General features: G+C 69.8%; 12 protein-coding genes. 4 read left to right on the forward strand and 8 right to left on the reverse strand.

The features are described from left to right. Positions 1-31 precede the first annotated feature (31 nt). Complete coding sequence (locus ABD679_RS08455; RefSeq protein ID WP_344759508.1) at positions 32-1,867, reverse strand: sensor domain-containing diguanylate cyclase; 1,836 nt, start codon at positions 1,865-1,867, stop codon at positions 32-34. 127 nt (positions 1,868-1,994) lie between these two features. Here ABD679_RS08455 and ABD679_RS08460 point away from each other — a divergent pair, with 127 nt between their 5' ends. Both ABD679_RS08460 and ABD679_RS08465 read left to right on the forward strand, forming a co-directional pair. Beyond that, a complete protein-coding gene (locus ABD679_RS08460; protein ID WP_425561867.1) occupies positions 1,995-3,581 on the forward strand; it encodes a calcineurin-like phosphoesterase C-terminal domain-containing protein in 1,587 nt (528 codons plus the stop codon). Further along, positions 3,578-4,513, forward strand: coding sequence for a TolB family protein (locus ABD679_RS08465; RefSeq protein WP_344759509.1), 936 nt, complete (start codon positions 3,578-3,580; stop codon positions 4,511-4,513). The genes ABD679_RS08460 and ABD679_RS08465 overlap by 4 nt, the downstream gene beginning before the upstream one ends. Positions 4,514-4,535: 22 nt before the next feature. On the opposite strand, the gene mtnC is transcribed toward ABD679_RS08465, so the two are convergent. From mtnC to ABD679_RS08490, 5 genes are all read right to left on the reverse strand, one after another. Beyond that, a complete protein-coding gene (gene mtnC, locus ABD679_RS08470) occupies positions 4,536-5,237 on the reverse strand; it encodes an acireductone synthase (RefSeq protein ID WP_344759510.1) in 702 nt (233 codons plus the stop codon). A 39-nt stretch (positions 5,238-5,276) separates the two neighbouring features. Continuing rightward, positions 5,277-5,831, reverse strand: coding sequence for a 1,2-dihydroxy-3-keto-5-methylthiopentene dioxygenase (locus ABD679_RS08475; protein ID WP_344759511.1), 555 nt, complete (start codon positions 5,829-5,831; stop codon positions 5,277-5,279). A gap of 106 nt (positions 5,832-5,937) precedes the next feature. Next, entirely contained in the window at positions 5,938-6,585 is a 648-nt protein-coding gene (locus tag ABD679_RS08480) for a methylthioribulose 1-phosphate dehydratase (RefSeq protein ID WP_425561868.1), read from the reverse strand. 10 nt (positions 6,586-6,595) lie between these two features. Continuing rightward, entirely contained in the window at positions 6,596-7,876 is a 1,281-nt protein-coding gene (locus ABD679_RS08485) for an amino acid permease (protein WP_344759512.1), read from the reverse strand. Positions 7,877-7,885: 9 nt separating this feature from the next. After that, positions 7,886-9,364 carry an amino acid permease gene (locus ABD679_RS08490; protein ID WP_344759513.1) on the reverse strand — a complete coding sequence of 493 codons (1,479 nt, stop codon included), beginning with the start codon at positions 9,362-9,364 and terminating at the stop codon, positions 7,886-7,888. A 158-nt stretch (positions 9,365-9,522) separates the two neighbouring features. On the opposite strand from ABD679_RS08490, the gene ABD679_RS08495 reads away from it, so the two are divergent. Then, positions 9,523-10,128 carry an NUDIX hydrolase gene (locus tag ABD679_RS08495; protein WP_425561874.1) on the forward strand — a complete coding sequence of 202 codons (606 nt, stop codon included), beginning with the start codon at positions 9,523-9,525 and terminating at the stop codon, positions 10,126-10,128. A 96-nt stretch (positions 10,129-10,224) separates the two neighbouring features. Here ABD679_RS08495 and serA read toward each other — a convergent pair whose 3' ends face one another. Next, positions 10,225-11,460, reverse strand: a complete 1,236-nt coding sequence (gene serA, locus ABD679_RS08500) for a phosphoglycerate dehydrogenase (RefSeq protein ID WP_344759515.1) — start codon at positions 11,458-11,460, stop codon at positions 10,225-10,227. Between the two features lie 159 nt (positions 11,461-11,619). On the opposite strand from serA, the gene ABD679_RS08505 reads away from it, so the two are divergent. After that, entirely contained in the window at positions 11,620-13,008 is a 1,389-nt protein-coding gene (locus tag ABD679_RS08505; RefSeq protein WP_344759516.1) for an FAD-binding oxidoreductase, read from the forward strand. Positions 13,009-13,107: 99 nt separating this feature from the next. Here ABD679_RS08505 and yeiP read toward each other — a convergent pair whose 3' ends face one another. Continuing rightward, positions 13,108-13,674 carry an elongation factor P-like protein YeiP gene (gene yeiP, locus ABD679_RS08510; protein WP_344759517.1) on the reverse strand — a complete coding sequence of 189 codons (567 nt, stop codon included), beginning with the start codon at positions 13,672-13,674 and terminating at the stop codon, positions 13,108-13,110. Positions 13,675-13,841 lie beyond the last annotated feature (167 nt).

The raw sequence follows: 13,841 nt of genomic DNA on the forward strand, positions 1-13,841 counted from the left end.
CCTGCAAAAGATTGTTCGCTGCAGCACCGGCTCACGCCGCCGTAATCGATGTTTTCACGCAATCGCGTCCGTTGGCCTTGGCGGCGTACAGGGCGCGGTCGGCGATCTCGAGTGCGGCGTCGATGTCGTCGACGGCGCCCGGGGCGACGGTGTGTACGCCGACGCTGGCGGAGATGCGGATGCCGTGGCCCTGGGTGCTGCAGGGGCTTTCGACCAGGGCGCGGCGCAGGCTTTCGGCGACTTCCACCGCGTCGTGCAGGTCGTGGTTGGACAGGCCGACGACGAACTCCTCGCCTCCGAAGCGCGCCAGCAGGGCATCGTGCGCACGCAGGACCTTGCCGATGCGCTGCGCGGCGAAGCGCAGGCAGTCGTCGCCGATGAGGTGGCCGTAGCGGTCGTTGATGCCCTTGAAGTGGTCCAGGTCGATCATCAGCAGCGACACGGGCTGGCGCGCCTGCTGTCCTTCGACCAGCATCTTCTCGAAGGCGTCGTGGAAGTAGGTGCGGTTGTACAGGCCGGTCAGGCCGTCGCGGCGGCTGGAATCACGCAGCCGGCTGTGCGCCTCCTCCAGCTGGACCAGCGCGGCGCGGACTTCCTGCGTGCGCTGGGCGACCTTGCGTTCGAGCTTCTGGTTGGCTTCGCCGACGATGCGCTCGTTTTCCTTGCGCAGCGAGGCGTAGCGGTTGCCCAGCGCGACCGACAGCAGCAGCATCTCCAGCGCCGAGCCGATCTGCACGCCGTACTCGGTGTAGAAGGTCTTGGGCAGCACGCCGAAGGCGATCAGGGTGAACATCGTGGTGCCGAGCAGGAACATCGACCACGCCAGCATGAACAGCCGTGCGGGCACGTAGCCGCGCCTGACCACGACGATGCCGGCGACGGCGATCCACAGCACGCCCACCAGCACCGCGCGCGCGGCGATCGGCGTGGAGGTATGGTAGGGCAGCCACAGCGAGGCAACCCCGAGCAGCAGGAAGAAGCCGATCAGGCCGAGGCTGACGAGGTTGCCGCGCGGGAAGCGCGTCTTCAGCTCCAGGAACGTGCGTGCGAACTGCTGCATGCCGATCAGCGCCAGGCAGATCGACAGCGGCACCGACTTGTCCGCCAGCCATGGGGAGTTTGGCCACAGGTATTCGAAGCCCAGGCCGTTGAGCGTGAACAGCACCATGCCGAAGGCGCTGAGGTGGAACAGGTACCAGAAGTAGCTGGAGTCGCGCAGCATCAGCCACAGCACGAGGTTGTAGAAGAACAGCGCCAGCAGGATGCCGTAATAGATGCCGATGGCGAACTGCGCGTCGCGCGCCAGTTCGGCGAACGCGGTCTGCGTCATCAGCGCCAGCGGCACCTGCATCGAGCTTTCGCTCTCCACGCGCACCAGCAGGTCGACCGGCTGCCCTGGCGGCAGGTCGAACAGGAAGTTGGGATGGCGGTCGCGGATGCTGCGTTCGCTGAAGGGGCGGTGGTCGCCGCTGGCCATGTGCAGCACGCGGCCGTCGGGGTAGCGGGCATAGAGATCGATGTAATCGCTCAGCGAGTACTGCTGCACCAGGATCCAGCGGCTGTCGATGTCGTGGCGGTTGACCACGCGGGCGTGGAACCAGAACGCGCCGGGGCGGAAGCCGAATTCGGACTGGCCGCCGGGCAGGGGCGCGAACTCGCCGGCCTGCACGCGCCGGAACGCGTCGGCGTCGTCGTCCACGGCGCCGGCGTCGTGGCGCCAGGTGAGGTAGGGCGAGAGCTGGATGTCATCGTGGCCGGGCACGAGTTCGATCGCGGGCGGCAGCGCGGACTGCGCGGCGCAGGGCAGGGCCACGACGAGTGCCAGCCCCAGCGCGGCCAGCCACGCGAGCATCCTTTCGATACGCATTCCCATCCCCGGAATGTCCCCCCGTCCCGTCCAGCGGGTATCGGCGGCATTCTACGGCAGCCGCACGGGACCGGGGCGGCGGGCCGGCGCGGGCATAATGAATGCGGATCCGATGATGGAGAGTGCGATGCGCCGCATCGTTGCGGGAATGCTCTGGCTGGCCTGTGGCTGCGCGCTGGCGCAGGCCCCGGGCGGAGTGGTGTTCGAGGATGGCAACGGCAACGGCCTGCGCGACGATGGCGAGGCGGGAATCGCCGGGGTCGCCGTGTCCAATGGCCGCGACGTGGTCCGCACCGATGCCGGGGGCCGCTACGTGCTGCCGATGGCGCCGGGGCAGACGATCTTCGTGGTCAAGCCGGCCGGCTGGCGGGCGCCGGCGGGTGCCGACGGACTGCCGGCGTTCTGGCGGCAGCAGCCGCTCGCGCAAGCGTCCGGGCTGCGATACGGCGGCATTCCGGCAGGCGAGCTGCAGCCGCAGGTCGACTTCGCCCTGCAGAAGGCGGACGCCGCGGACACGGACCTGGACGTGCTGGTGTTCGCCGACCCGCAGCCGAAGTCGCGCACCGACATCGGCTACTACCGGCGCGACATCGTCGAGCCGCTGGTCGGCCACGTGCGCGCCGCGCTCGGCCTGAGCCTGGGCGACATCGTCGACGACGACCTGTCGCTGTACCCGGAGGTCAACGCGGTGACCACGTCGCTGCGGGTGCCGTGGCTGCACGTGGCCGGCAACCACGACCAGGACACCGATGCGCGGGACGACGCCGATGCGCTGCAGACCTACCGCCGCAACTTCGGCCCCGACACCTTCGCCTGGGAGGAAGCGCGGGCGACGTTCGTGATGCTCGACGACGTGATCCACCGGCCCGGGCAGAAGCCGGCCTACATCGGCGGCTTCCGCGACGACCAGTTCGCCTTCCTCGAGGCCTGGCTGCCGTCGGTGCCGAAGGACCGGTTGCTGGTGGTCGGCATGCACATGCCGCTGTTCGAGCAGGGTGGCCGCGACACCTTCCGCGACGTGGACCGCGAGCGCCTGTTCGGGCTGTTGCGCGAATTCCCGCACGTGCTGGTACTCAGCGCCCACAACCACACCCAGCAGCACTGGTTCCACGACGCGTCGACCGGCTGGCACGGCGCCGAACCGCTGCACGAGTACAACGTCGGCGCGAACTGCGGTGCATTCTGGTCCGGAGTGAAGGACGACGCGGGCATCCCCGATTCGACCATGGCCGACGGCACGCCCAACGGATACGCGACGCTGCAGGTGCGCGCCGGCGGCGGCTATGCGCTGGCCTGGCATCCGGCGCGGCTGCGCGACGGCGATCTGGCGTTCACCGGTGCGATGGCACTGCACGCGCCGAAGGTGCTGCGCGCGGGTGCGTACCCGGCATGGGCGGTGTATGCGAATGTCTTCATGGGTCGCGACGACACGCGGGTGGAGTACCGCATCGACGGCGGCGAGTGGAAGCCGATGCGCCAGACGCCGCAGCCTGACCCGCGCCTGCAGGTCGAGAACGTCCGCGACGATCTTGCCGATGCGCTGCGCGGCTACGACCGCTCGCCCGAGGCCGAACCTTCCGCGCACCTGTGGCGCGGCGCGCTGCCGACCGACATCGGCGTTGGCGAGCACGTGGTCGAGGTGCGCGCATTCGACGCCTGGCAGGGCGAGCAGCGCGCGAGCACGCGCTACCGGCTGCTGGAGGCACAGCCATGAAGGCGCCTCGGGTCGTCGCCCGCGCCTGCATCGCCGCGGCCGTCGTGCTGGTGCTGGCGGCGTGCACGACCGGTGCGGGCCGGGCGCCGGTCGTCGACGGCACGGCGCGCGTGGAGCCGTGGCGTCCGGACGGCATTTCCAGCCCGATGTTCGAGTCGCATCCGGCCTTCGACCCGCGCAGCGGAGACCTGTACTTCGTCCGCAGCACGCCCGAGTTCCGCGGCTGGCGGATCCTCGTCAGCCGCTGCACCGCGCGGGGCTGGTCGGCGCCGGAGCCGCCGCCGTTCGCGGGCGACGGGGTCGAGGCCGATCCGTGGTTCGACGCGGGCGGCGACGCGCTGTACTTCATCAGCACCCGCTCGACCGACGGCGTCCGGCGCGACGACCTCGACCTGTGGCGCGTGGACCGCGACGCCGACGGCCGCTGGGGCGAACCGGTCAGGCTGCCGGCGCCGCTGAACTCCAGCGGCCGGGAGTGGTTCCCGCGCATGGCCGCCGACGGCTGGCTGTATTTCGGCTCCGATCGCCCCGGCGGCTACGGCAAGACCGACATCTGGCGTGGCCGGCGCGCGGCGGACGGCAGCTGGCGGGTGGAGAACGCCGGTCCCGCGCTCAACACCGCGGGCGACGAATACGAGGCGCTGCCGTCGCCGGACAGCCGCTTCCTGGTGCTGATGACCGGCGACGGGCTGTACCGCAGCGATTTCGCCGACGGCGCCTGGCAGCCGCGCGTGCGCCTGCCCGACGCGCTCAACGCCGACAGCGGTGAGGTGGGCGCGCTGTTCTCGCCCAGCGGCCGCTCGATGCTGTTCGCACGCGACACCAAGGGAGAAAGGTCCGGCGAGTTCTTCGTCTGGCGCCTGCGCGGCGACGAGGACTGGCCGCCGGCGTGCCCGCCGGGCGAGGACGGGCAAGAGGCAAAGGGCGACTGAGCGGCCGGTGGACCGGCGCCGGTCAGGGGCTCCGGGGATCGATCCCGGCGAAGCTCTCCACGCGCGCGTGGCCGTGCGCGGCCTCGCCGGTGCGCGGCTGCGGGTAGTCCTCGCGGCGGTCGACCAGCACGGTGCGCATGCCGGCCTCGCGCGCAGCGTCGAGTTCCTCCACCACGTCGGACAGGAACAGCACGTCGCCGGCCTCGCGCCCCAGCGAACGGGCGATGCCGCGGTAGCTGCCGGGCTCGCGCTTGTGGCCCACGGCGGTGTCGAAGAAGGCGTGGAACAGCGGCAGCAGGTCGCCGGCGTCGGAGTTTCCGAACAGCAGTCGCTGCGCCGGCACCGAGCCGGACGAGTACACGGCCAGCGGGTAGCCTTCCGCGTCCCAGCGCCGCAGCGCTTCGACGGCGTCCGGATAGACCGGCGCGGTGAAGTCGCCGCTGCGGTAGCCGGCCTCCCACACCATGCCCTGCAGCGCCTTGAGCGCGGTGTGCTTACGGTCCTGGTCGATCCAGCCCTGCAGGGTCTCGACGATCATTGCGTCCTGGCACACGCCGCCGTTCTCCATCGCCACCTGGTCGAGCCAGTGGCGCACCTGCGGCTCGTTGCCGCGCGCACGCACGAAGCCGGGCAGCGCCTGCCGCGCGTACGGGAACAGCACGTCCTTGACGAACGAGATGCTGCTGGTGGTGCCTTCGATGTCGGTGAGGATGGTGGGTTTCATTGGTTGCCTTGCATGGCGTCCTGCAAGATCGGTCTGGAATCAGCGGGGCTTGTTCTCGTAACGCGGGAACTTCCGTGCGATGTCGGTGCCGGTGAAGTGGCCGACCCAGCCGTCCGGCTCGGTGAAGAAGCGGATCGCGACGAAGCTCGGTTCCGGGCCCATGTCGAACCAGTGCGTGGTGCCGTCGGGTACCGCGATCAGGTCGTCCTTCACGCATTCGATCTCGTAGACCCTGTCGCCCACGTGCAGGGTGAACAGTCCCGAGCCGGCGACGAAGAAGCGCACCTCGTCTTCCTTGTGGAAGTGTTCGTCGAGGAACCTGGCGCGCATCTCCTCGCGCTTGGGGTTGTCCGGCGCGATGCTGACCACGTCCACCGACTTGAAGCCGCGTTCGGCGACGAGGCGGTCGATGTCGGCGCGGTAGGCTGCCATGACTTCTTCGGGGCTGGCGCCGGGCTCGACCGGCTGCGCGGCCTGCCAGCGTTCGAAGGTGACGCCGATCTTCTCCAGCTCGCGGGCGATGGCGTCGCCGTCGCGGCTGTCGAATTCGGGGCGGTCGGGGGCGTCGTCGGCGAAGATGCGCAGGCGGCTCATGGCGATGGCTCGGGGTGGGGAGGCCAGCCTATCAAAGCCGCGCGGGCGCGGGCATCGACGCGGCGCAACGCTGTGGTCCGGCTGCCGGTGGCGGGAAACGCCGCGGCTAGACGGCGCGCAGCCTGCGCAGGTCGAGCTCGCAGCCGAGCAGGAACTCGAATGCCTCCAGGTGGCGGCGCGCCTCGGCCATGTCGCGGCCCCAGGCGTAGAGGCCATGGCCGTCGATCAGGTAGCCCCACATCGGGCCGTCGTCGAGCAGGGCGTCGACTTGCGCCGCCAGCGACGGCATGTCCTGGCTGTTGGGCAGCACCGGCACGTCGAGTGCGGTTTCGTGGGTGTCGTTGCCGCGGAAGGCCTTGAGCAGCTCGTAGCCTTCCAGCCGCACGTGGCAGGCGCCGGCGAACAGCCGCGACGCCACGGTCTGCACCCGTGAATGGGTGTGCAGCACGCAGCCCACGTCCGCGAAGCGCCGGTACAGCTGCGTGTGCAGCAGGGTCTCGGCCGAAGGCCGGTGGTCGCTGCCGACCGCCTTGCCGTCCATGTCGACCACCATGATGTCGGCCTCGCGCAGCTTGCCCTTGTCGCGGCCGGAGACGGTGATCGCCGCGTGCTGTTCGTCGAGGCGGCGCGAGAAGTTGCTGCTGGTGGCCGGGGTCCAGCCCAGCGCGGAGAGCTCGCGGACGTTGACGATGATCTCGCCCGCCAGTTCGCACAGGCGGTGGTGGTCGTAGGGCAGGGGCGGGGCGGCGGTCATGCCGCCCAGTCTAGCGCCGGGGGCCGAAGATCCGGTAGAGGATCCACGCCAGCAGCACCATCCCCGCGGCGCCCAGCATCATCTGCGCCGACGAGGACGCGAACAGCAGCGTGCACGCCACCAGCGCGCCGATCCCGAGCAGCCGGTCGCGCGTGGTCGGTCGCCGCTCCGGCGTGCCCACCACCAGGCTGAGGCCGGCCGCCGCGTAAGCGAGCACCACCAGGTTGACGACGATGCTGATGATCACCCCGAACTGCTCGGAGACCTGTGGCGCCAGGGTGAACACGGCGATCAGCGACATCGCCGAGGCCACGATGAGCAGGCCCCAGGCGGCCGCGCCGCGACTGTTGAGCCGGCCGAAGATCGCCGGCAGGTAGCCGTGCTGCGCGGCGCGGGCGCCGGTTTCGCCGGTCACCAGCATCCAGCCACCGAGCGTGCCGGTGGCCTTCAGCGCAGCGGCCGCGGCGATCGCGATCGCCGCCCACGGCCCGAATATTTCCGCGGCGACCAGCGCGAACGGTGCGCTCGATGCCTCGAGTTCGGCGGCCGGGACGATGCCCATCACCAGCACCGACGACACGATGTACACGATGCCGGCGATCAGCACGCCACCGAAGGTCGCGCGCGGAATGTCGCGGTCCGGGTCGCGGACCAGGCCGGCGATCATCGCGCCGGTTTCCAGCCCGACGAAGGCCCAGAACACCGGTGCCAGCGACCCGAACACCACCGCGGCGTCGGATTGGCCGGACACGTTCCAGGCAGCGTCATAGACCCCGCGGTCGAAGCTGCCCCAGCCGAACAGCAGCACCAGCGCCACCGGCGCCAGCCCGAACACCACGCACAGCGACTGGAACCTCGCCACCGGCCTGGGCCCGAGCAGGTTGATCGCGAACATCAGCCAGATCAGCACGACCTGCCCGGCGACCTGCACGTGCGGGTCGCCGCCGTCCAGCGGCAGCAGGGTCACCAGGTAGCCGAAGGCCGCCACCGCGATCGCGTTGTTGCCGATCCACGACGACACCCAGTACAGGGTCGAGGCGAGGAAGCTGGCGTCGCGGCCGAGCGACGGCCGCACGTAGTCGTCCGCCGAGGACAGGTCCGGGTAGTCGCGTGCCAGCCGTGCGAACGCCCCGCCCAGCACCAGCGCCAGCAACGTGCCGCCGATCCAGCTGAAGACGGTGATCGCGCCGGAGGCGGCGAGGCTGGCCGGCAGCAGGAAGAACCCCGAGCCGATCATGTTGTTGGCGACCACGAAGGTCGCCAGGACCGGTCCGATCTTGCGCGTGCCCATTGGCGCGGCTTACCGGGTGCCGTGGCGCAGCTTGCTGTGGCGGTAGCCGTACAACGCGTAGATCACCGCGCCGATCGCGATCCAGCCCATGAGCAGGTGCCAGTGTTCCTTGAACGGCTGCCAGAACAGGTACAGGCACGACGCGAAGCCCAGCGGGCAGATCACGATCGCCAGCGGCACCCGGAACGGGCGCGGCAGGTTGGGGCGCGTGAAGCGCAGGATCAGCACGCCGATGCTCACCGTGGCGAAGGCGAGCAGGGTGCCCATCGACACGATGTCGCCGAGGAAGCCCACCGGCAGCAGCCCGGCCAGGATCGCGGCCAGCACGCCGACAATGATGGTGCCCACGTACGGGGTGTGGAACTTCGGATGCACCTTGCCGAACAGCTTGGGCATCAGGCCGTCCTGCGACATCGAGTAGAAGATGCGCGGCTGCGCCATCAGCATCACCAGGATCACCGACGACAGACCGGCAATCGCGGCGAGCTCGACCAGCGTCTGCAGCCAGCCCAGCGACGGGTAGTAGTCGAGCGCGGTGGACACCGGCTCCGCGGTGCCGAGCAGATGGAAATCGACCATGCCGGTCAGCACCGCCGACATCGCGATGTAGAGCAGGGTGCAGATCACCAGCGAGCCGAGGATGCCGATCGGCATGTCGCGCTGCGGGTTCTTCGCCTCGCCGGCCGCGGTGGAAACCGCGTCGAAGCCGATGTAGGCGAAGAACACCACGGCCGAGGCGCGGATCACGCCGTCCATGCCGTACTTGGTGCCGCCTTCGCTCGGCGGGATGAACGGCTGCCAGTTGGCCGGATCGACGAACTGCATGCCGAAGGCGATGAACAGCAGGATCACCGTGACCTTGATCGCGACGATGATCGAGTTGACGAACGCCGACTGGGTGATACCGACGTAGCCAACGCCGCTGACCGCGGCGATGATCAACACTGCCGGCAGGTTGATCAGCGCCCCGGTGTGGACGAACTGCGCGGTGGACGCCTCGTAGGTGTAGGGCGCACTGGCCAGCGCCGCCGGCAGGGCGAGGTCGAAGTTGTGCAGGAACGCGTTCAGGTAGCCCGACCAGCCCACCGCGACCGTGGACGCCGCGAACAGGTATTCAAGCACCAGGCACCAGCCGATGAACCAAGCCACGCCCTCGCCCAGGGTCGCGTAGGAATACGAGTACGCGCTTCCGGAAACCGGCAGCATGGCCGCGAACTCCGCGTAGCACAGGCCGGCGAACGCGCAGGCGATGCCGGCGAAGACGAAGCTGAGCATGACCGCCGGGCCGGCGTATTCGGCCGCGGCCTGGCCGGTCAGCACGAAGATGCCGGCGCCGATGACCGCGCCGATGCCGAGCAGGATCAGCTGGGTGCCGGTCAGCGTGCGCTTGAGCGTGACCTCGCCTTCGAGGCTGCCCTCGAATGGCTCGCCCGCATCGACATGGCCGGTCGGCTCGACCGGTTTGGTGGCGAAAAGACTCTTGAACATCCGATTCCCCAATTGATTGACGGCACCGGTCGCGGCTACCGGAAGCGCCGGCGGGCGGGCGCAGCGAGTGGCGGGCCACCTTACCCCACAGGGAAATCGTGCGGCAAGGTGCCGTTGGCCATGCGGGGCGCGTGCGCAGTCCCGCGGTCGCGCCCGCTATGCTGGCCGGCCCGACGATGCCCGACGATCTGCCCCCGCCGATGGATGCCACGCCCCCGAACGATGGACTGCGCGACCAACTGCGCGAACATGCCGCATGCTGTCCTGCACAATCCGCGCTCGCCGCCAGCTTCATCGCGCTGCTGGACGACCCGGACGCGTTCGAGCGACGGCGGCTTGCCGGCCACTTCACCGCATCGGCCTGGCTGGTCGACAGGGCCGGGCAGCGCGTGCTGCTGACGCACCACCGCAAGCTCGACCGCTGGCTGCAGCTGGGCGGCCACGCCGATGGCGACCGCGACCTGGCGCGCAGTGCCCTGCGCGAGGCGGAGGAGGAATCCGGGCTGCCCGGCCTGCGCGTGGTGCCCGGCATCTTCGACCTCGACCGCCACATGATCCCCGAACACAAGGGCGTGCCCGCGCACTGGCATTACGACGTGCGCTACGTCGTCGTCGCGGCGGAGGGCGGGGATTTCGTCGTCAGCGACGAATCGCACGCCCTGGCCTGGCGCGACATCGCCGATGTTGCACAGGACGGGACCGCCGATGAATCACTGCGGCGCATGGCCGCCAAATGGCTGGCCCGCCCCCACAAGCCCCTGTAGGCGCGGCTTCAGCCGCGAGCTTGTCGTGGGCTGCCGGGCGTCTTGCCGCAAGAGCTCGCGGCTGAAGCCATTCCTGCCAAAAGGAGCAATTGGGCCTCAGTACAGCACCCGCACCCGCAGCGTGTCCGGGATCGCCGCCAGCGCAGCCCGCAGGTCCGCGGCCTGGCGCTCGTCCGCGTCGACGTCGATCACCACGTAGCCCACCTTCGCATCGGTGCGCAGGTACTGGCCGTCGATGTTGACCTGGTGCCGGCCGAACACTTCGTTGACCTGCGACAGTACGCCCGGCACGTTGCGGTGGATGTGCAGCAGGCGGCGGCTGCCGGCGTGTTCGGGCAGGGTGACTTCGGGGAAGTTCACCGCCGACAGCGTGCTGCCGTTGTCGCTGTAGCGCACCAGCTTGGCCGCCACCTCGACGCCGATGTTGTCCTGCGCTTCCAGCGTGCTGCCGCCCACGTGCGGGGTGAGGATGACGTTGTCCAGCCCCAGCAGCGGCGATTCGAAAGGATCGTCGTTGCCCTTGGGCTCGACCGGGAACACGTCCACCGCCGCGCCGCCGACGTGCCCGCCGCGCAGTGCGTCGGCCAGCGCGTCGATATCGACCACGCTGCCGCGCGAGGCGTTGATCAGGTGCGCGCCCGGGCGCATCCGGGCGATCTGCGCGGCGCCGAACATCAGCTTCGTCGCCGGGGTTTCCGGCACGTGCAGGGTCACCACGTCGCTGCGCGCGAGCAGGTCGTCGAGGTCGACCGCCGGGCGCGCGTTGCCGAGCGAGAGCTTGGTCTCGATGTCGTGGAACAGCACCTGCATGCCCAGCGCCTCGGCCAGTACGCCGACCTGGGTGCCGATGTGGCCGTAGCCGACGATGCCGACGGTCTTGCCGCGCGCCTCGTGGCTGCCGGCGGCGGACTTGGCCCAGCCACCGCGGTGGCACAGCGCGTTCTTCTGCGGTACGCCGCGCAGCAGCATGATCGCCTGCGCGAGTACCAGTTCGGCAACGCTGCGGGTGTTGGAGTAGGGCGCGTTGAACACCGGGATGCCGGCCAGCTGCGCGGCCCCGGTGTCGACCTGGTTGGTGCCGATGCAGAAGCAGCCCACCGCCAGCAGCCGCCGCGCCTCGGCCAGCACCTCGGCGGTGAGCTGGGTGCGCGAGCGGATGCCGATGAAGTGCGCCTCGGCGATGCGCCGGCGCAGCTCGTCCTCGGGCAGCGACTTCGCGTGCAGGTCGATGTTGCTGTAGCCGGCGGCGCGGAAGGTGTCGACCGCGGTCTGGCTGACGCCTTCCAGCAGCAGGACGCGGATGTCCTGCTTGGGGTACGAAGTCTTGTTCATCGCTTGCAACGGGCTGGGGTCCGGATCAGTTTGCAGCAAACCCGGCCGGTTTGCTGCAGTGCCGCACTGGACGGGCGGTGGTGCGGCTGGCAGGCTGCGGGGATCGAGGTGCGCGGTCCTCCCCGTTCCGAGCGACGTATTCCCGAGCGATCCCATCCCATGACCGACCCGCGCCTCGACCTGCTCCGCCAATCGCTCCCCGGCCTGCGCCTGGAAACCGATCCCGCGGAGCTCGAGCACTACGGTCGCGACTGGACCCGGCGCTGGACGCCGGCGCCGCTGGCCATCGCGCTGCCGGGGGAAGTCGGGGAAGTGCAGGCCATCGTGCGCTGGGCCGCGGCCCATGGCGTGGCGATCGTGCCCTCCGGCGGCCGCACCGGGCTGTCGGGTGGCGCGGTGGCCGCCAATGGCGAACTGGTGCTCAGCCTGGTGCGGATGAACCGGGTGCTCGGCTTCGATCCCGTCGACCGCACGCTGGCCGTGCAGCCGGGCATCACCCTTCAGGCCGTGCACGAGGCCGCCGCGGAACACGGTCTGGCCTATCCGGTCGATTTCGCCGCGCGCGGTTCCTGCAGCATCGGCGGCAACATCGCCACCAACGCCGGCGGCATCCGCGTGCTGCGCCACGGCAACACCCGCGAATGGATCGCCGGGCTGAAACTGGTGACCGGCAGCGGCGAACTGCTCGACCTCGGCCGCGGCCTGGTCAAGAACTCCAGCGGCTACGACCTGCGCCACCTCGCGGTCGGTTCGGAGGGCACGCTGGGCGTGGTGGTCGAGGCCACGCTGAAACTCACCGATCCGCCGCCGCCGACGCAGGTGATGCTGCTGGCGCTTCCGTCCTTCGACGTGTTGATGCAGGTCTTCGCGGCGCTGCGCACGCGGCTGCGGCTGGAGGCCTTCGAGTTCTTCACCGACCGCGCGCTGCACCACGTGCTGGCGCACGGCGGGCAGGCGCCGTTCGCCGATGTCCATCCCTACTACGTGGTCACCGAGTTCGCGATGCAGGGCGAAGCGGACGAGGCCGCGATGCTGGCCGCGTTCGAACACTGCGTCGCGCAGGGCTGGGTCGGCGACGGCGTGATCGCCCAGGGCGATGCGCAGGCCGCGCAGCTGTGGCGCTTGCGCGAAGGCATCACCGAGAGCCTGGCGCGCCATGCGCCGTACAAGAACGACGTGTCGGTGCGGGTGTCGGCGATGCCGGCGTTCCTGGCCGAGGCGCAGGACCTGCTTGGCAGGGAGTATCCACGCTTCGACGTGGTCTGGTTCGGCCACGTCGGCGACGGCAACCTGCACATCAACGTGCTGCGGCCCGAAGGCATGGACGGCGCGGAATTCGTCGGCCAGTGCGAGCAGGTCACGAAGCTGCTGGCCGCAACGCTGCAGCGCCACGGCGGCAGCATTTCCGCCGAGCACGGCATGGGGCTGGTGAAGAAGCCTTACCTGTGGTCGACCCGCAGCGCGGCGGAAATCGAGGTGATGCGCGGGATCCGGCGGGTGCTGGATCCGCACGGGATCATGAATCCGGGGAAGCTGTTCGATCCGTGATGGGTGCTCTTGCAGGAGCGGCTTCAGCCGCGAGCTTTTGATCCTGATGCCGCGCTGAAAAGCTCGCGGCTGAAGCCGCTCCTACAGGGGGACGCGGGTTCAGTCCGCCCGCCCGCCAAACTCGCCCGTGGTCGTGTTCACCCACACCCGCTCCCCGTTGCCGATGTACTCGGGTACCTGGATTTCGATGCCGGTGCTCAGCTTTGCAGGCTTCGGTCGCTTGGTGGCGGTACCGCCTTTGAGTTCCGGCGGCGTGTCGACCACCTCCAGCACCACGGACTGCGGCAGCTGCACCGCCACTGGCTGGTCGTCGATGACCTGCACGTAGCAGCCGGACAGGCCGTCGGTGATGTAGCCGGCCGCGTCGCCCACCACGCCGGCGTCGAGCGTGTACGGGGTGAAGTCCTCGTCGTCCATGAACACGAAGGCCTCGCCGTCCTTGTACGAGAAGCTGGCCTGGCGGCGCAGCAGGTCGACTTCCTTCAGGTCGTCGTCGGCGTCGAAGCTCGCGTCGGTCTTGTTGCCGCCGGGCACGCTGTACATGGTGAAGCGGAAGCGCACGTTGCCGCCGCGGCCCTGCGGCGAGCTGCGGTCGATGTCACGCACCTGGTAGACGGTGCCGTTGTGCTCGACGACGTTTCCCTTCTTGACGTCCTGGGCTTTCATGCTGGATCGGATTCCTGTGGCTTGGCGCGGACCGGGCAGGCCGGCCGGCGCGCGGTGTGGATGCGTGGATTTTCCCGATTGCGGCGCCGTCGCGCCACACCCGGCCGCCGCCGGCCGGCCGCGGGCGGGGCAGAGGGCCTGCGTCGTCGCCGGTTTTGCTGTTAGGC

This window comes from Luteimonas lutimaris (assembly GCF_039537065.1).
Lineage (GTDB): Bacteria > Pseudomonadota > Gammaproteobacteria > Xanthomonadales > Xanthomonadaceae > Luteimonas > Luteimonas lutimaris.

Excerpts from the sequence above, each read along its gene's own strand:
- ABD679_RS08455 (WP_344759508.1), bottom strand. The coding sequence starts at position 1,867 with ATGCGTATCGAAAGGATGCTCGCGTGGCTGGCCGCGCTGGGGCTGGCA.
- ABD679_RS08460 (WP_425561867.1), top strand. The coding sequence starts at position 1,995 with ATGCGCCGCATCGTTGCGGGAATGCTCTGGCTGGCCTGTGGCTGCGCG.
- ABD679_RS08465 (WP_344759509.1), top strand. The coding sequence starts at position 3,578 with ATGAAGGCGCCTCGGGTCGTCGCCCGCGCCTGCATCGCCGCGGCCGTC.
- mtnC (WP_344759510.1), bottom strand. The coding sequence starts at position 5,237 with ATGAAACCCACCATCCTCACCGACATCGAAGGCACCACCAGCAGCATC.
- ABD679_RS08475 (WP_344759511.1), bottom strand. The coding sequence starts at position 5,831 with ATGAGCCGCCTGCGCATCTTCGCCGACGACGCCCCCGACCGCCCCGAA.
- ABD679_RS08480 (WP_425561868.1), bottom strand. The coding sequence starts at position 6,585 with ATGACCGCCGCCCCGCCCCTGCCCTACGACCACCACCGCCTGTGCGAA.
- ABD679_RS08485 (WP_344759512.1), bottom strand. The coding sequence starts at position 7,876 with ATGGGCACGCGCAAGATCGGACCGGTCCTGGCGACCTTCGTGGTCGCC.
- ABD679_RS08490 (WP_344759513.1), bottom strand. The coding sequence starts at position 9,364 with ATGTTCAAGAGTCTTTTCGCCACCAAACCGGTCGAGCCGACCGGCCAT.
- ABD679_RS08495 (WP_425561874.1), top strand. The coding sequence starts at position 9,523 with ATGCTGGCCGGCCCGACGATGCCCGACGATCTGCCCCCGCCGATGGAT.
- serA (WP_344759515.1), bottom strand. The coding sequence starts at position 11,460 with ATGAACAAGACTTCGTACCCCAAGCAGGACATCCGCGTCCTGCTGCTG.
- ABD679_RS08505 (WP_344759516.1), top strand. The coding sequence starts at position 11,620 with ATGACCGACCCGCGCCTCGACCTGCTCCGCCAATCGCTCCCCGGCCTG.
- yeiP (WP_344759517.1), bottom strand. The coding sequence starts at position 13,674 with ATGAAAGCCCAGGACGTCAAGAAGGGAAACGTCGTCGAGCACAACGGC.